The organism is Streptomyces sp. NPDC006733, from assembly GCF_040636125.1.
Taxonomy (GTDB): Bacteria; Actinomycetota; Actinomycetes; order Streptomycetales; family Streptomycetaceae; genus Actinacidiphila.
The window spans coordinates 1-16,286 of record NZ_JBEYJD010000060.1 but is presented as its reverse complement, the minus strand read 5'-3'; the positions used below and the strand labels follow the sequence as shown (position 1 = coordinate 16,286).

17 protein-coding genes are annotated in these 16,286 nt (G+C 71.6%); 13 read left to right on the top strand and 4 right to left on the bottom strand.

All coding sequences use genetic code 11. The features are described 5' to 3' along the window. The first annotated feature begins 18 nt into the window (after positions 1-18). Positions 19-945 (top strand): NAD(+) diphosphatase, encoded by a 927-nt coding sequence (gene nudC, locus ABZ721_RS35830; protein WP_358792974.1) that lies wholly within the window; start codon positions 19-21, stop codon positions 943-945. 105 nt (positions 946-1,050) lie between these two features. On the opposite strand, the gene ABZ721_RS35825 is transcribed toward nudC, so the two are convergent. Next, on the bottom strand, positions 1,051-1,293 hold the full coding sequence (locus ABZ721_RS35825) for a mycoredoxin (RefSeq protein WP_358792973.1): 243 nt from the start codon (positions 1,291-1,293) through the stop codon (positions 1,051-1,053). Positions 1,294-1,468: 175 nt separating this feature from the next. Here ABZ721_RS35825 and ABZ721_RS35820 point away from each other — a divergent pair, with 175 nt between their 5' ends. The 5 genes from ABZ721_RS35820 (at position 1,469) to ABZ721_RS35800 (ending at position 5,268) form a co-directional block, all read left to right on the top strand. Beyond that, positions 1,469-3,673 (top strand): ATP-dependent DNA helicase UvrD2, encoded by a 2,205-nt coding sequence (locus tag ABZ721_RS35820; protein ID WP_358792972.1) that lies wholly within the window; start codon positions 1,469-1,471, stop codon positions 3,671-3,673. A 132-nt stretch (positions 3,674-3,805) separates the two neighbouring features. Further along, entirely contained in the window at positions 3,806-4,114 is a 309-nt protein-coding gene (locus ABZ721_RS35815; RefSeq protein WP_358792971.1) for a hypothetical protein, read from the top strand. Between the two features lie 126 nt (positions 4,115-4,240). Further along, complete coding sequence (locus ABZ721_RS35810) at positions 4,241-4,600, top strand: WhiB family transcriptional regulator (protein WP_358792970.1); 360 nt, start codon at positions 4,241-4,243, stop codon at positions 4,598-4,600. Positions 4,601-4,662: 62 nt separating this feature from the next. Then, positions 4,663-4,923, top strand: coding sequence for a hypothetical protein (locus tag ABZ721_RS35805; protein WP_358792994.1), 261 nt, complete (start codon positions 4,663-4,665; stop codon positions 4,921-4,923). Positions 4,924-5,070: 147 nt separating this feature from the next. Next, complete coding sequence (locus ABZ721_RS35800) at positions 5,071-5,268, top strand: hypothetical protein (RefSeq protein WP_358792969.1); 198 nt, start codon at positions 5,071-5,073, stop codon at positions 5,266-5,268. A 15-nt stretch (positions 5,269-5,283) separates the two neighbouring features. Here ABZ721_RS35800 and ABZ721_RS35795 read toward each other — a convergent pair whose 3' ends face one another. Continuing rightward, positions 5,284-6,633 (bottom strand): AarF/ABC1/UbiB kinase family protein, encoded by a 1,350-nt coding sequence (locus ABZ721_RS35795; RefSeq protein WP_358792968.1) that lies wholly within the window; start codon positions 6,631-6,633, stop codon positions 5,284-5,286. Positions 6,634-7,071: 438 nt separating this feature from the next. Here ABZ721_RS35795 and ABZ721_RS35790 point away from each other — a divergent pair, with 438 nt between their 5' ends. The 4 genes from ABZ721_RS35790 to ABZ721_RS35775 all read left to right on the top strand — a co-directional run bounded on the left by ABZ721_RS35790 (position 7,072) and on the right by ABZ721_RS35775 (position 10,799). Then, on the top strand, positions 7,072-7,647 hold the full coding sequence (locus ABZ721_RS35790; protein WP_358792967.1) for a M48 family metallopeptidase: 576 nt from the start codon (positions 7,072-7,074) through the stop codon (positions 7,645-7,647). 70 nt (positions 7,648-7,717) lie between these two features. After that, complete coding sequence (locus ABZ721_RS35785) at positions 7,718-9,322, top strand: TerD family protein (protein ID WP_358792966.1); 1,605 nt, start codon at positions 7,718-7,720, stop codon at positions 9,320-9,322. Between the two features lie 7 nt (positions 9,323-9,329). Further along, positions 9,330-10,013, top strand: coding sequence for an AIM24 family protein (locus ABZ721_RS35780; protein ID WP_277439996.1), 684 nt, complete (start codon positions 9,330-9,332; stop codon positions 10,011-10,013). A 15-nt stretch (positions 10,014-10,028) separates the two neighbouring features. After that, entirely contained in the window at positions 10,029-10,799 is a 771-nt protein-coding gene (locus tag ABZ721_RS35775) for an AIM24 family protein (RefSeq protein WP_358792965.1), read from the top strand. Positions 10,800-10,869: 70 nt separating this feature from the next. Here ABZ721_RS35775 and ABZ721_RS35770 read toward each other — a convergent pair whose 3' ends face one another. Together ABZ721_RS35770 and ABZ721_RS35765 are read right to left on the bottom strand one after the other, a co-directional pair. Continuing rightward, on the bottom strand, positions 10,870-11,397 hold the full coding sequence (locus ABZ721_RS35770; RefSeq protein WP_358792964.1) for an NUDIX hydrolase: 528 nt from the start codon (positions 11,395-11,397) through the stop codon (positions 10,870-10,872). Then, a complete protein-coding gene (locus ABZ721_RS35765) occupies positions 11,394-12,851 on the bottom strand; it encodes a zinc-dependent metalloprotease (RefSeq protein ID WP_358792963.1) in 1,458 nt (485 codons plus the stop codon). The genes ABZ721_RS35770 and ABZ721_RS35765 overlap by 4 nt, the downstream gene beginning before the upstream one ends. 142 nt (positions 12,852-12,993) lie before the next feature. Here ABZ721_RS35765 and ABZ721_RS35760 point away from each other — a divergent pair, with 142 nt between their 5' ends. The 3 genes from ABZ721_RS35760 (at position 12,994) to ABZ721_RS35750 (ending at position 16,158) form a co-directional block, all read left to right on the top strand. Next, a complete protein-coding gene (locus tag ABZ721_RS35760) occupies positions 12,994-14,097 on the top strand; it encodes an SDR family oxidoreductase (RefSeq protein ID WP_358792962.1) in 1,104 nt (367 codons plus the stop codon). A 97-nt stretch (positions 14,098-14,194) separates the two neighbouring features. Further along, positions 14,195-14,653: a molybdenum cofactor biosynthesis protein MoaE gene (locus ABZ721_RS35755; RefSeq protein ID WP_358792961.1), complete on the top strand. Its 459-nt coding sequence runs from the start codon at positions 14,195-14,197 to the stop codon at positions 14,651-14,653. Positions 14,654-15,081: 428 nt separating this feature from the next. Continuing rightward, a complete protein-coding gene (locus tag ABZ721_RS35750) occupies positions 15,082-16,158 on the top strand; it encodes a PDZ domain-containing protein (RefSeq protein WP_358792960.1) in 1,077 nt (358 codons plus the stop codon). Positions 16,159-16,286: the final 128 nt, after the last annotated feature.

Sequence of the window (16,286 nt, the reverse complement as noted above, 5' to 3'; positions counted from 1 at the left end):
GGGGAGTTGGAAGCAGCCTTGTCCGAGATCGACCTGTCCACCCAGCCGCTGACCCTTGCCCACGCGGCCGTGGACCGCGCCGCTCACCACCGGCTCGACGAGGCCTGGCTGGCCGCGGCCTGGAGCCACCCGACGACCCGGGTCTTCGTCGTCTCCGGCGGCCAGGTGCTGGTCGAGGAGAAGGACGGCCGCACCGAGCTGGTCATGGTCCCGGCCTTCGACGCGCCCGAGACCGAGACCCACCGCTACTTCCTCGGCATCGGCGACGACGGCGTGCGGTACTTCGCGCTGCAGAAGGACAGCCTGCCGGGCCGGATGGACGACGTGGCGCGGGCGGCGGGGCTGCGCGAGGTGGCCGGGCTGCTCTCCCCGCTGGAGGCCGGCCTGATGGTGCACGCCGTGGCGCTGGAGAACTGGCAGCGGGCGCACCGCTTCTGCTCCCGCTGCGGCGAGCGCACGGTCATCGCCGCCGCCGGCCACATCAGGCGCTGCCAGGCGTGCGGCGCCGAGCACTACCCGCGCACCGACCCCGCAGTGATCATGCTGGTGACGGACGACCAGGACCGCGCGCTGCTGGGCCGCCAGGCGCACTGGCCGGAGGGCCGGTTCTCGACGCTGGCGGGGTTCGTGGAGCCCGGCGAGTCGCTGGAGCAGGCCGTGGTGCGCGAGACGGCGGAGGAGGCGGGAGTGGCGGTCGGCGACGTGACATATGTCGCGAGCCAGCCGTGGCCCTTCCCGTCGAGCCTGATGCTCGGGTTCATGGCCCGCGCCACCTCGCCGGACATCCAGGTCGACGGTGAGGAGATCCACGAGGCCCGCTGGTTCTCCCGCGAGGACCTGCGCAAGGGCATCGAGTCCGGGGAGATCCTGCCGCCCGGCGGCATCTCGATCGCCGCCCGCCTGATGGAGCTCTGGTACGGCGCCCCGTTCCCGGCAGCCGGCTGACGGACCCGCACGGGGCCGGACAGCACTCCGCCGGGGCGCGGTCGCGCCCCGGCGGATGCGGGTGGGGCGGGGCCCTGCGGGCCCGGCCCGATCAGACGTCGAGGATCAGACGCCGAGCTTCTGCTTGACCTGCGCCAGCGACGGGTTGGGCAGCGCCGAGCCGTCGGGGAACAGCACGGTCGGGACCAGCTGGTTGCCGTTGTTGACCTTCTCGACGAACGCCGCGGACTCCGGGTCGTTCTCGATGTTGATCTCCGTGTAGCCGATGCCCTCGCGGTCCATCTGGCCCTTGAGCCGACGGCAGTAGCCGCACCAGGTGGTGCTGTACATCGTCACAGTGCCCGACATGGGTGTCCGCTCCTCACACGCAGGTGAAATCTTCGATCGCGTCAACGCCTACCCCGCTCCGGACATTCCTGCGGCCCCCACCGCCACCGGTTTCCCACCGTCCGCGGTCGGACCATCACACCCCGGCTGTGGATAACTTTCCCGGCCGCCTCCGCGGACCTGGCAGCATGGCGGGGTGACCGCACCAACGCACACCTCGCTCTTCCCGGCAGTGCCGGACTCCCCCGACGCCGTGCTCGACGGGCTCGACCCCGAGCAGCGCGAGGTCGCGACCTCGCTGACGGGGCCGGTCTGCGTGCTGGCCGGGGCCGGCACGGGCAAGACCCGTGCGATCACGCACCGGATCGCCTACGGGGTGCGGGCGGGGATACTGCAGCCCGGCAGCGTGCTCGCGGTCACCTTCACCGCCCGCGCGGCGGGGGAGATGCGCGGCCGGCTGCGCCAGCTCGGCGCGGGCGGCGTCCAGGCCCGTACGTTCCACTCCGCCGCCCTGCGCCAGCTCCAGTACTTCTGGCCGCGCGCCATCGGCGGCGAGATGCCGCGGCTCGTCGAGCGCAAGGTCCAGCTCGTCGCCGAGGCCGGCGCGCGCTGCCGGATCCGGCTGGACCGCAGCGAGCTGCGGGACGTGACGGGCGAGATCGAGTGGTGCAAGGTCACCCAGACCGTCCCCGAGGACTATCCGGCGGCCGCCGCGAAGGCCGGCCGCGACGTCCCCCGGGACCCGGCGGAGATCGCGAAGATCTACACGACGTACGAGCAGCTCAAGCGGGACCGCGGCGTCATCGACTTCGAGGACGTGCTGCTGCTCACCGTGGGCGTCCTCCAGGAGCGCCCCGATGTCGCGGACACCATCCGCTCCCAGTACCAGCACTTCGTCGTCGACGAGTACCAGGACGTCAGCCCGCTCCAGCAGCGGCTGCTGGACCTGTGGCTCGGCGGGCGGGACAACATCTGCGTCGTCGGCGACGCCTCGCAGACCATCTACTCCTTCACCGGCGCCACCCCGGACTACCTGCTCGGCTTCCGGACCCGGCACCCCGGGGCCACCGTCGTGAAGCTCGTCCGGGACTACCGCTCCACCCCGCAGGTCGTCCAGCTGGCCAACGGGCTGCTCGCCCAGGCCAGGGGCCAGGCGGCGCAGCACCGGCTGGAGCTGGTCTCGCAGCGCGAGCCGGGCCCCGAGCCCGGCTACACCGAGTACGTGGACGAGCCCACCGAGGCCGAGGGCACCGCCCGCCGGATCAAGGAGCTCGTCGCCGGCGGGGTGCGGCCCAGCGAGATCGCCATCCTCTACCGCATCAACGCCCAGTCCGAGGTCTACGAGCAGGCGCTCGCCGACGCCGGGGTGCCGTACCAGTTGCGGGGCGCGGAGCGGTTCTTCGAACGGCCGGAGGTCCGCGAGGCCGGGCTGCTGCTGCGCGGCGCCGCCCGCGCCGGCGCCGGCTCCGACCCCGGGATGGCGGACGCGGAGCTGCCGGAGCACGTGCGGGCCGTCCTGGGCTCCCGCGGCTGGTCGCCCGAGGCGCCCGCCGGGTCGGGCGCCGTCCGGGACCGCTGGGAGTCGCTGGCCGCGCTGGTCCGGCTCGCCGACGACTTCGCGCTGGCCCGCCCCGAGGCCACCCTGTCCGACCTCGTCGCGGAGCTGGACGAGCGGGCGAGCGCCCAGCACGCCCCGACGGTCGAGGGCGTCACGCTCGCCTCCCTGCACGCCGCGAAGGGCCTGGAGTGGGACGCGGTGTTCCTCGTCGGCCTGACCGAGGGCATGATGCCGATCACCTACGCCAAGACCGACGAGCAGGTCGAGGAGGAGCGCCGGCTGCTGTACGTCGGCGTCACCCGGGCCCGGCTCCACCTCTTCCTGTCCTGGGCGCTCTCCCGCTCGCCGGGCGGCCGGGCCTCCCGCAAGCCCTCCCGCTTCCTGGACGGCCTGCGGCCCGGTTCCGCGACGCGCGGCACCGGCAACCGCTTCGCGGCCGGTGGCGGCGGCATCGAGCGCGGCGCGGCCGCCGCCCGGCGCAAGCGCGGCCCGGTGCGCTGCCGGGTCTGCGGCCGCACCCTGTCCGAGGCCGGCGAGATCAAGCTGATGCGGTGCGAGGACTGCCCGTCGGACCTGGACGAGGGGCTGTACGAGCGGCTGCGCGACTGGCGCGCGGAGCAGGCCCGGGAACTGGGGCAGCCGGCGTACTGCGTCTTCACCGACAAGACCCTGCTGGCCATCGCCGAGGTCAGGCCGGAGGGGGCGGCCGAGCTCTCGGCGATCGCCGGGGTCGGCAGCCGAAAGCTGGACAAGTACGGCGCCGAGGTCCTGGCCCTGTGCACCGGCGGAGAACCCGCCGGTGGACCCGGTGACGAACCTGTTGCAGAAGAACCCGAAAAATAGTTTGCGCACGGCGCGGAAGTCCCCATAGCCTTCCGGAGCACGGTCACTGAGGCTCTTCCAAGAGCCGGTGAGATCGTGATGTACTGAGTAAGCACACAAGCCCTACGAGACGCCGAGAGGAGGCGAAGACCCGTGACCATCAAGATCAAGAACGTGAAACTGACCGATCGTCCGGTCGTCATCGCCACCTGCACGCTCGGCGCCCCGCTGCCCGGCACCGGTATGTCCGGAGCCAAGGCTCTGCGTCTGGCTGCCGCCGCGGATCTTTCCATCCGTGAGCGCAGCGAGCGAGCGACCAAGGCACCGGCAGTAGTGGAGACGAAGGCCCCGGCCCACGTCTTTACGTCCGGCGGTGCCGGTTACAGCACAAATGGACAGAAGCAGCAGCACCTCTCGATGTGGGCCTACCGCGGGCTCGAACCCTGGAGCGATCCAGTCTGATCGACGATCAGACCGGCACCTTCCAGGGCCGCGGAATCCCAGACCGGGATCCGCGGCCCTTCTGTTTTCTCCAGCCGAAACAACCGGCCCACCGGCCGGACCAGACAGACGAGGAACACCACGACCGTGCCTGCCACCCAGCACGCCCCGTCCGTATCGCCCACAGACCCGCTTCCCCCGCCCGCGGTCCACTCGGAGGTCCCGTTGCTGCCCCTGACCGAGCTCGATGACGAAATCGAGCGCCTCGGTGTACCCGTCCCCTGCCGGACCTACGACCCGGAGGTCTTCTTCGCGGAGTCCCCGGCCGACGTCGAGTACGCCAAGACGCTGTGCCAGACCTGTCCCGTCCGCGAGGCCTGCCTCGCCGGTGCGAAGGACCGCCGGGAGCCCTGGGGCGTCTGGGGTGGAGAGCTCTTCATCCAGGGCGTCGTCGTAGCCCGCAAGCGGCCCCGTGGCCGTCCGCGCAAGAACGCAGTAGCGGTGTGAACACCAGCACCGTAGGAACCATCGACCGACCCGTGACGCACGACCCCGAGAAGCAGGTCCCCATGAACCCCTCCACAGATGTGGCGCACGCCACCGAAGCCGCACGACACACTTCCGGCGCCCGCAGCGCCCGCCAGAACAGGAACACCGAGATGCAACTCATGCCAGAAGCCTTGGCACGTGCCCATATGCAACAACGCCTCTACGAGGCCGAGCACGAACGTCAGGCCCTTCGACTGGTGTCGGCACGCCGACTGCAGCGCCGGGCCGAACGAGTCTCGCTGCGCGCCCGCCGCGCGCTGGCGATGGCCGTCATGCAGTAAGAAGCGGTAGCCACGCGTCAACGGCCGCCCCGTGACGGCCGAGTTCCACCCTTCCGTGCCACAGCGAACACCGCGGGGCCGGTCCGAATGGACCGGCCCCGCGGTGCGTTACGAACTTTGGCGGCTACTCGGAGGTATCGTCGCCCAGTGGACCAGAAGACTCAGCACGACCGGGTCGAAACTGCCCGGACGACGACGTGCGCGCGCTGCGGCACCGTCGAGGAGGGGCTCCCGATCACCTGGACCTGCTCCGTGGAGAACAGCCGGCGCGTCTATTTCTGTGACCGGTGCGGCCGGGAGAACCTCCGCAGCATCGAAGGCCGTCTCGACTCCTCCTGGTGGTAGCGGGCCGCTGAACGGTCACGCCGACTCGGCCGCCCCACCGGCGTCGAAGCCCGGCAACCACTCCAGCAGCTCGTCGTGCAGCCGCACCGTCGCGCCCAGTTGGCACAGGACGCCGATGGTGCTCAGCGTCACGCGGTGGATCAGCAGGTACGCCGGCGGCAGGTTCAGCTGCTTGCCCAACTGGTGGGCGGGCGAGCGCGGATCGGCGATCCGCGCCGCCTGCGCTCGCATCCAGCCGCGGGTGAAGGTGAACTCCTCGGACCCGGCCGGCTCGATGATCGGCCGCAGGTAGTCCAGCACCGCGTCCGGGCGCAGCTTGATCGACGGCCGGACGAAGCCCTCCTGGCGCAGCAGCGCGTGCACCGATTCCGCGTCGTCCTCCAGCGCGAGGCGCAGCGCGGTGCCGATCGGCAGCGGCAGCCCGTCGGGCAGCCGGTCCACCGTCCCGAAGTCCAGCACGCCCAGCCGCCAGCCCTTGGCGGGGCCGTCGTCCACCATCAGCCGGAAGTTCCCCGGGTGCGGGTCGGCGTGCAGCAGCCCGGTACGCGCCGGGCCCGCGAACAGGAAGAGCGCCAGCAGCTGGCCGGCCCGGTCCCGCTGCTCCGGGGTGCCCTTGGCGATCACCTCGGCCATGGGCACGCCGTCCATCCACTCGGTGACCAGGACCTGGTCGGCCTGGTGGACCACCTGGGGCACCAGGACGTCGGGGTCGTCGGCGAACTCCGTGGCGTGCGCCTGCTGGGCGGCCGCCTCCAGCTCGTAGTCCAGCTCCTCCGAGACCCGGTCGCGCATCTCGGCGATGAGCGGCTTGATGTCCATGCCCGGGATCATCGGACCGAACAGGCGTGCCACCCGTCCCAGTTGGGCCAGGTCGGAGAGGAGGGCGGCGCCGGCGCCCGGGTACTGCACCTTCACCGCCACCGCCCGGCCGTCGTGCCAGACGGCGCGGTGCACCTGGCCGATCGAGGCGGCGGCGGCCGGGGTCTCGTCGAACGACGTGAACAGCTTCCGCCAGTCGGGACCCAGCCGCTCGGCGAGGACCTTGCGCACGGTGCTCGCGGGCATCGGGGGCGCGGAGTCCTGCAGCTTGGTGAGGGCGGCGCGGTACGGACCGGCCACGTCCTCGGGCAGCGCGGCCTCGAACACCGACAGGGCCTGGCCGAACTTCATGGCCCCGCCCTTGAGCTCGCCGAGCACCTTGAACAGCTGCTCGGCCGTCCGCTCCTGCAGCTCGGTCGCGACGACCTCGGCGGGACGACCGCCCAGCCGCTTGCCCAGCCCGAGTGTGGCGCGGCCCGCGAACCCCAGGGGGAGCGCGGCCAGTTTCGCGGTGCGAGTCACCGCCTTACGAGGAAGATCAGACATGCGCTCCTCTTTCCCGTCGGTCTCGTGGCCATTGTGCCTCTCCGCACTCGCGGCGCGGCGGGCAGCACCGCCCTCACGGCACTTCCCACGCCGCAACCGCAACCGCGTCCGACGTCGCCGGGCACCGGGAGCGGGCCCACCCCACCCATGCCCTCGACGCCACCCCCGCAAAGGTCGGGATGGGGGTTGTGAGCAATCGCTCATCCTCCCGGCCGCATGATCACCTCCGATGGAAGCCCGCGAATTCATTCAAGATCATTGGATTTGGCACGCCTGTAGTGCGGTGATCACAGAATGCGCGTGAGCGCCGACGGTGACGAAAAGTTATCCACAGGTTGTGGGGGACAGTCGTTCAATATGCGCACGAAGCGAGGGGATTCCCGCGCCAACCGGCCTGGGGACGGGACTTCCCGGACCCCCACCCGGTAACGTCGGAGCGTGTCCGCCGACCCAGCGCATGACCTCTCCAGCCAGCAGTCCCTCACCTCCCGGACGAGTGAGGTCGAAGTGCGCCGCAGCGCCCGAAGGCGCCGGACGGTCTCGGCCTACCGCGAGGGCGACCGCACCGTGGTCCTCATCCCGGCCCGGATGTCGGTCGCCGAGGAGCAACGCTGGGTGACGGTGATGCTCGAGAAACTCGCGGCGCAGGAGAGCAAACGGATCCTGGGCGACGACGAGCTCTCCGCGCGCGCCGCCCAGCTCTCCGAGCAGTACCTGGACGCCCGCGCGGAGCCGGACTCGGTCCGCTGGGTCACCAACCAGAACTCGCGCTGGGGATCCTGCACCCCCTCCGAGGGCAGCATCCGCCTCTCGCACCGGCTGCAGGGCATGCCCGAGTACGTCATCGACTACGTTCTGCTGCACGAACTCGCGCATCTGCTGGTGCCGGGCCACGGCCCGAGCTTCTGGAAGCTGCTGGAGTCGTACCCGCGGACCGAGCGGGCCCGCGGGTACCTGGAGGGCGTCGTGGCGGCAGGTCGGCTGCCGCAGCTTCCGACCGTCCGCGAGGAATAGCCGCTGTCGGGGCCAGGGGCTAGCCTGTCGCAACGCACATGTATTTACGGGATGGGGGACGGTCGTTCGTATGGCCAGGGAATTCCAACGTGGCCACAAGGCCAAGATCAGTGATCTCACGGCGGGGACGGATCTGTACATCGGTGTGCAGATCGCCGGACCCGGCCTGTCGTTCGACATCAGCTGCTTCGGGCTCGACGAGAAGGAGCAGCTGTCCGACGACAGCTACTTCATCTTCTTCAACCAGCCCAAGTCGCCCGAGGAATCCATCCAGCAGCTCGGCGCGCAGGCGGGGGACAGCGAGTCCTTCCGCGTCACGCTCGACCGGATTCCCCCCAAGATCCGCAAGCTCTCCTTCACCGCGACCGTCGACGGCAACGGCCAGATGTCGCAGGTGGGCCCGGGGTACATCCGGATCGTCGCCGGCGGTGAGGAAGTCGCGCGCTACGGATTCACCGGTGCCGAGTTCACCACCGAGCGTGCGGTGATGCTCGCCGACATCTACCTCAAGGACGTGTGGCGCTTCGCCGCCGTCGGCCAGGGCTTCGACGGCGGGCTGGACGCGCTGCTGCGCAACTTCGGCGGCGAGGTCGCCGAGGAGGCGCCGGCCGCCGCGCCGCCGCAGCAGGGCGGCGCCCCCGGCTTCGCGCCGCCGCCCGGCGGTGCCGCGCCCGCCCCCTCCTTCGGTGCTCCGCCCGGCCCCCCGCAGCCCGCGCCCGCGTTCGGCGCTCCGCAGCCGGCCGCCGCGCAGGGCTTCGCGCCGCCCCCGGGCAACCCGTCGATACACCAGCAGCCGACCATGGTCGCGCCGCTGGCCACCCCGCCGCAGTTCGGCCAGGTCCCGCCGCCGGGACCGCCCCCGGGCCAGCAGTTCGGCCAGCCCCCCGGCCCGCCGCAGTACGCGCAGCCGCCGGGCCAGCCCCAGTTCGGTCAGCCGCCCGGCCAGCCCCAGTTCGGCCAGGTCCCCGGCCAGCCGGCACCGTACGGCGAGCCGCAGGCGGGCCAGCCGGTGGGCGGGATCTCCGGCGCGCTGCAGAAGTTCCGCGAGACGCCCACCGGCCAGCGGTGGACGCAGCAGAACAACAAGATGATGCGGGTCGACCTCTCGCAGGCCGGCGGGCAGCCGGTGCTCGCCCGCCAGGGCAGCATGGTGCTCTACCAGGGCAAGGTCGAGTACAGCTACAAGGGCGCGGGTTTCGCCGGCCGGATCGTCGGCGGCGCCACCGGCCAGGAGATGCAGCTGATGCGCTGCACCGGCCAGGGCCAGGTCTTCTTCGCGGAGAACGGCGCCCATCTGCACCCGATCGAACTCCAGGGCGACGCCATCTGCGTCTCCTCGGAGAACGTGCTCGCGTTCGACGAGACCCTGCAGTACGAGGTGCGCAGGATCGAGGGCCACGGCATCCCCGGCGGCGCGCTCTTCACGATGCAGTTCCAGGGCACCGGGACGATCATCGTCAAGACCCACGGCACCCCCGTGGTGCTGCCGGTCACCCCGACCACATACGCGGACTGCAACGCGATCGTCGCCTGGTCGGCGGCGTCCCAGGTGATCATCTCCAGCCAGGTCCGGCTGCGCAGGAACGCCTACCCCGGCCACAGCGGAGAGACCGTGAACCTGCAGTTCCGCGGCGCTCCCGGCAACTTCATCGTCGTCCAGCCCTACGAGGTGTGACCCGCACATGGACCAGCAGATGATCGCGGGCTACGCACCGGCCCCGGTGACCGCCCGGATGGACACGCACGGCTCGGCGATGCTCAAGGTCGCCATGCAGACCGGCCAGGACCTGTTCGCCCGCACCGGCTCGATGGTCGCCTACGAGGGCTTCGTCCAGTACGAGCCCAACCCGCCCGCCGTCCGGCAGATGGCCTCGCAGTGGCTCACCGGTGAGGGCGCGCCCCTGATGAAGTGCACCGGGGACGGCCTGCTCTACCTGGCCGACTACGGCGCCGACGTGGTGTGCGTCAACCTCAACAACGAGTCCCTGTCGGTCAACGGCACCAACCTGCTCGCCTTCGACGCGCACCTGCAGTGGGGCGTCGAGCGGGTCAAGGGGCTCGCCAAGTTCGCCGGCCAGGGCCTGTTCAACGTGGGGGTCAAGGGCACCGGCTGGGTCGCCATCACCTCCCGCGGCACACCGATCGTCGTCGACTGCGGAAGCGGCGCCGACGAGACCTACGTCGACCCGGACGCACTCGTGGCCTGGTCGTCGGGGCTGAAGATGAAGGCCAAGCGCAGCTTCAAGGCGTCCTCCCTGATCGGGCGGGGCAGCGGCGAGGCGTTCCAGATCGCGTTCTCCGGCCAGGGCTTCGTCGTCGTACAGCCCAGCGAGGACAGCACAGACCGCCTCCGGGCACGGGGCTGAGGGGGAGCGACCGATATGCAGAGCCCGCTTTTCGCGAACACCGAGGTCCAGTCGAACGACCTCTACGCACTCCAGAACCCGTACTTGCTGCGGGTCAAGCTGGAGGGCAACTCCGGCCGTGACTGCCTCGCCCGCAAGGGCGCGATGGTCGCCTACCAGGGCATGATCGAATTCGACGGCGAGTTCCAGTCGCGCAACCAGCGCGGCGCGCGGATGGCCACCGGCGAGGGCCTGGACCTGATGCGCTGCTCCGGGCAGGGCACGGTCTACCTCGCCAACCTGGCGCAGCACATCCACGTGGTGGACGTCGACCACGACGGCCTCACCGTGGACAGCGCCTACGTGCTCGCCCTCGACTCCGGGCTGCACTGGGACGTGATCGCCGTGGACAGCCAGTTCGGCCTGTCCGGCACCGGCGCCTACAACCTGAACATCTCGGGCCAGGGCAAGGTCGCGCTGATGACCTCCGGCAAGCCGCTGCTGATGCCGGTCACCCCGGACAAGTACGTCTCCTGCGACGCGGACGCGGTGGTCGCCTGGTCGTCCTCGCTGCGGGTGCAGATGCAGGCGCAGACCAGCAGCTCGTCGGTCTACCGCCGGCGCGGCAACACCGGCGAGGGCTGGGAGCTCAACTTCGTGGGCCAGGGATACGTCCTGGTCCAGCCCAGCGAGCTGATGCCGCCGCAGAACGCGCAGATCGGCCAGGGCCTGCGCGCCCAGTTCGGGGTGGGCCAGCAGGGCGCCCACGCCCAGAACCAGGGCAACATCTGGACCAACAACCGCTGAGCCGGTCCACGGCACGGCCCGTGCCCGCGCGCCGCCTCGAAGCAGCGCGCGGGCACGGCCCGGCAGCGGCTCAGAGCAGCGCGCGGGTCCGGGCCAGCAGTGTCTCCACCGAACCGTCGGCGACCGAGCCGACCTCGTCGTAGCCGAACCAGCGCAGGTCCAGCGACTCCTCGCTGATCGCCTCGACCGCGCCGGGCGGCGCGATTGCCGCGTACTGCACGTCCAGGTGCCAGGCGCACGGCGTCAGGTGCCGGTCCAGGTTCACCGGCTCCGGACGGAGCAGCTCCAGCCCGGCGATGCCGGACTCCTCGGTGGCCTCGCGCAGCGCGGCGGCCGCCAGTGTGGCGTCCTCCGGCTCGCAGTGGCCGCCCATCTGCAGCCACATCCGCAGCTTCTTGTGCAGGGTCAGCAGCACCCGCCCGGTCCCCGGGTCGACCACCAGCGCGCTGGCGGTGATGTGGCCCGGCTGCGACGCCTTCCACATTCCCTCGGGGGCGCTGTCGAGGTGGTCGAGGTAGGCCAGCCGCAGCTTCTCCTGGCCGGCGTCGGGCGCGTCCCACTCCTTCAGGACGCGCGCCGCGTCCGCGTGCAGACTCACTTGCCCTCGTCGTCCTTGCTGTCGTCGCCCTTCGGGCGGTCGGTCGGCGTGTCGTTCTTGTCCGCGTCGCCCTTGGACAGGCGCTTCTCGGCGGCCTCGCCGAGCATCTTGTCGAGCTCGGAGAAGTCGGCGGTCTCGCGGTGCACGAAGCCGTCCGGATCGTCCAGGTCCTCGGCGGTGGGCAGCATGTCCGGGTGCTCCCACAGCCCGTCCCGCCCGTCGACACCGCGGGCGTCGGTCAGCGAGGCCCACAGCCGGGAGGCGTCGCGCAGCCGGCGCGGGCGCAGCTCCAGACCGATGAGCGTCGCGAACGTCTGCTCGGCGGGGCCACCGGTCGCCCGGCGGCGGCGCAGCGTCTCGCGCAGCGCGGCGGCGGACGGCAGGTGCGGGGCCGCGGCGGCGTGCACGACCGCGTCCACCCAGCCCTCGACGAGCGCGAGCGCCGTCTCCAGCCGGGCCAGGGCCGCCTTCTGCTCGGGGGTGTCCTCGGGCTGGAACATGCCCTGCGCCAGCGCTTCCTGCATGGCCTCGGGGTTCGACGGGTCGAGCTGGCCGACCGCGTCCTCCAGTTTGGTCGTGTCGACCTTGATGCCGCGGGCGTACCCCTCGACCGCGCCGAACAGGTGGGCCCGCAGCCACGGCACATGGGCGAAGAGCCGCTGGTGGGCGGCCTCACGCAGCGCCAGGTAGAGCCGCACCTCCTCCTGCGGGACGCCCAGGCCCTCGCCGAAGGCCGCGATGTTCGCGGGCAGCAGCGCGGCCTTGCCGGCCGGGCCGAGCGGAAGGCTCACGTCCGTGGAGCCGACCACCTCACCCGCCAGGGTGCCCAGCGCCTGGCCGATCTGGCTGCCGAACATCGCCCCGCCCATGGAGCGCATCATGCCGAGCAGCGGCCCGGACATGGCCTGCATCTCCTCGGGCAGCACATCGCCCATGGCGGCGCCGACCCGTTCCGCGACCGGGTCCACCAGCTCCTTCCACGCCGGCAGGGTCGCCTCGACCCATTCGGCGCGGCTCCACGCCACGGCGCTGCCCGAACCGGACGGCAGCGACGTCGCCCCGTCCAGCCACAGGTCGGCGAGCCGGACGGCCTCGGAGACCCAGGCGCGCTCGGCCGGGCCCACGCTCGCGTCCTTCACCCCGTCCGAGGTGCCCTGCGCGACCGTCTGGCGCGCGATGTCCTTCGCCATGTCCCAGTTCACCGGGCCGCCCTCGTAGGACAGCATCTGGCCGAGCTGCTGGAAGGCGGCACCGAGGTCGTTGGGGTTCAGGGAGCCGAACATCGCGGCGAAGGGGTTGTCGCCGCCGGCGCCGCCGAAGGGATTCACGCCACCGAAGCCGAAGGGGTTGTTGGCAGGCCCCTGCCCCGATCCGCCGGGGCCCTGCTTCTTGCCCTCGTCCCCGTCCTCGGGCTCCTCCGGAGGGACGCCGAATCCGAATGGGTGGTCGCTCACGGGTTTCCTCGGCTCTATGTGTTGGGGGCTGTCTGTGGGGCGGTGTGTTGTGGGCTGTACCTCCAGCCTAGACACCAGTCAGGCAGGATGGCTGCGTAGCAAGTGCGCACCTCGTACCAGAAACAACCGTGGGAGACACCCGGTGAGTTCCCCAGAAGCACACGTTCGCCCAGAGCGGAGCCCGTCCAAGGCCCCCGCGGGCCCTGTGGTGGCGATCACCGGTGCGGCGTCCGGCCTCGGCCATCTGCTGGCCCTGCGGCTCGTCGATTCGGACGACGTCAAGAAGGTCGTCGCGATCGACGAGCGCCGTGGGGACGTGCCAGGAGCGACCTGGCGGGTCCTCGACGTACGCGACCCGGCCATCGCGGAGAAGCTGCGCGGTGTCGACGTCGTCGTCCACCTGGGGCTCGACCTCGATCTGGAGTCCGACCCCAAGGCGCGTACGGCCTTCAACGTGCGCGGCACGCAGACGGTGCTCACCGCGGCGGCCGCCGCCGGGGTGCGCCGGGCGGTGCTGTGCACGTCGGCGATGGTCTACGGCGCCCAGGCCGACAACGACGTTCCGCTCGCGGAGGACGCCCCGCTGCGGGCCACCGCCGAGGCGAGCTTCGTCGACGACCTGCTGGAGATCGAACGGCTGGGCCGCCGCGCCCCGCGCGCCCACCCCGGGCTGAACGTGACGATCCTGCGCCCCGCCGTCCTCGTCGGCGGCACGGACACCGCGCTGACCAGGTACTTCGAGTCGCCGCGGCTCCTCGTGGTGGCGGGCAGCCGCCCCTGCTGGCAGTTCTGCCACGTCGAGGACCTGGTGTCGGCGCTGGAGTACGCCGTCCTGGAGAAGGTCGACGGGGAGATGGCCGTCGGCTGCGACGGCTGGCTGGAGCAGGAGGAGGTCGAGGAGCTGTCGGGCATCCGCCGTATGGAGCTGCCGCCGGCCATCGCCTTCGGCGCCGCCTCGCGGCTGCACCGCCTCGGCCTGACCCCGTCCCCGGCCGGCGACCTGGCGTACACGATGCACCCCTGGGTGGTCAGCGGCAGCCGGCTGCACGAGGCGGGCTGGCGGCCCCAGTGGACCAACGAGGAGGTGCTCGCGCAGCTCCTGGAGGAGGTCGCGGGCCGCAACTCCGTCGCCGGCCGCCGCCTCGGCCGCAAGGACGCCACCACCCTGGGCGCGGCGGGCGCGACGGTCGCCCTGGTGGGCACGGCCGCCCTGGTGCGCCGGGCCCGCAAGCGGCGCGGCATCTAGGGGTCGGATCCGGGGCGGGACCCGGGGGCGGCAGCCGCCGGACGCTGCGGTCGGGCTGCCGGAATCGAACTTCCGCATCGCGGGCTGATGAGGCAGCATGTGCCGCATGGCACCGACGCACGCTGACGCGCAGAACCCGATCCGGCTCCTGGAGATCCGCGACACGCCCCTGTCCGTGGACGAGGTCTTCGCGGCCGTCGGGCACGAGGAGGCCGGGGGCACGGCGCTGTTCGTCGGGACCGTACGGGACCACGACGGCGGTTCCGGCGCGGCCGTGACGGGCCTCGGCTACTCCGCGCACCCCACCGCGGAGGCGGAGATGCGGCGGATCGCGGAGAAGGTCGCGGCGGAGTTCCCGGTGCGCGCGCTGGCGGCCGTCCACCGTGTGGGTGACCTCCGAGTGGGCGATCTGGCGGTGGTCGTGGCAGTCTCGTGCCCGCACCGCGGCGAGGCGTTCGCGGCCTGCCGCCGGCTGATCGACGAGCTCAAGGCCGAGGTCCCGATCTGGAAGCACCAGACCTTCGCGGATGGTCAGGAAGAGTGGGTCGGCGCGTAGCGCCGTCCGACAGGGGTGGTGGTCGGGCGACGGGTGGGCGGGTCGGCGCGTAGCGCCGGCGCGGTTGGGCCGTCCGGCCCACGCCTGGCCGCCCTCCGGTTGCGTAACTCCTGACCCGCCCCGACCGTTGTCCTACTGGGTGGTTAATCTGCTCATAGGTCCATATTCGGCGTTCGCGGGTCGGGAGTACTTCATGGCAGCGCTGGCTTGGTTGCTCATTCCGCTTGTCGCCGTGCTCGTCGCTACTGTCTGGGGCAGTTGGGCGGCACGTACCCGTGCCACCGGGGACGGATCCTCGCTCGCGGACTACGAGCGGTTCCGCGAGGCGATGCAGAAGTCCCATTCCGGATAGTCGGGCCTCCGGCATCCCCGCCACCGCCGACCGGCCCAGCGGGCCGCTTGTCGGACCGGTCCCGTACATTCGTGGCATGCCACGCCGCACCGCGACGCTGATCGCCGCGACCATGACGCTGATAGCGCTGCTGTGCGTCGCGCTCCTGACTCCGGCTCCCTACGCCGAGATGTCTCCCGGGCCGACCGTCAACACCCTGGGCGACCACGGGGGTGAACCGGTCCTGCAGATTTCCGGGCACCCGACGTATCCGACGACCGGTCACCTGAACATGACCACGGTGCGGGTCACGGGCGCGGAGTACCGGATGAACCTGGTGGAAGCCGTGGTGGGCTGGATCGGCCATGACGAGAAGGTCGTCGAGCACGACACCCTCTACCCGCAGGGCCAGACGGCCGAGCAGGCCGACCAGCAGAACGCCGAGGAGTTCACCCAGTCCCAGGACAGCGCCAAGGTCGCCGCGCTCAAGAGGCTGAACATCCCGGTCTCCTCGCGCGTCATCGTCGGCGTGGTCGTCAAGGACAGCGCCTCCGAGGGCAAGCTGCACGCGGGCGACGTGATCAAGGCGGTGGACGGCACCGAGGTGAAGAACCCGGGCGACGTCGCCAAGCTCGTCACCAAGCACCAGCCGGGTCAGAACGTCACGTTCACCGTCATCCCCGAGGCGGCGGCGAAGAAGAAGGAGACGGCGACGCAGCAGGTCGTGGTCACCACCCGGAAGTCGACCGACGAGGGCAAGGCGCGGGCGGTCGTCGGGATCCAGGCCGGTGTCGAGCACCTGTTCCCGTTCACCATCGACATCAAGCTGGCCGACGTCGGCGGCCCGAGCGCGGGCCTGATGTTCGCCCTCGGCATCGTCGACAAGCTCACCCCGGGCGACATGACCGGCGGGAAGTTCGTGGCCGGCACCGGCACGATCGACGACGACGGCAAGGTCGGCCCGATCGGCGGCATCGGACTCAAGACGATCGGGGCGCGCGGCCAGGGCGCGCAGTACTTCCTCACCCCGGCCGACAACTGCGCCGAGGCGGCCAAGGACATCCCGTCCGGCCTGACCCTCGTCAAGGTGAGCACCATGGACGACGCCATGGCGGCCCTGGAGAACATCAAGGCCGACAAGACCGACGCCCTGCCCGGCTGCTCGAAGAGCTGATCCAGGAGCCGGCCGAGCGCTGATCCCGGGCGGGGGGGGGGGGGGGGGGGCCGCCCCCCGGGGGGGGGGGGGGCGGGGGGGGGTGGGGGCCAGGGGCTCCCCCCCGCCCGGGGCGCGGGGGGGGGCCG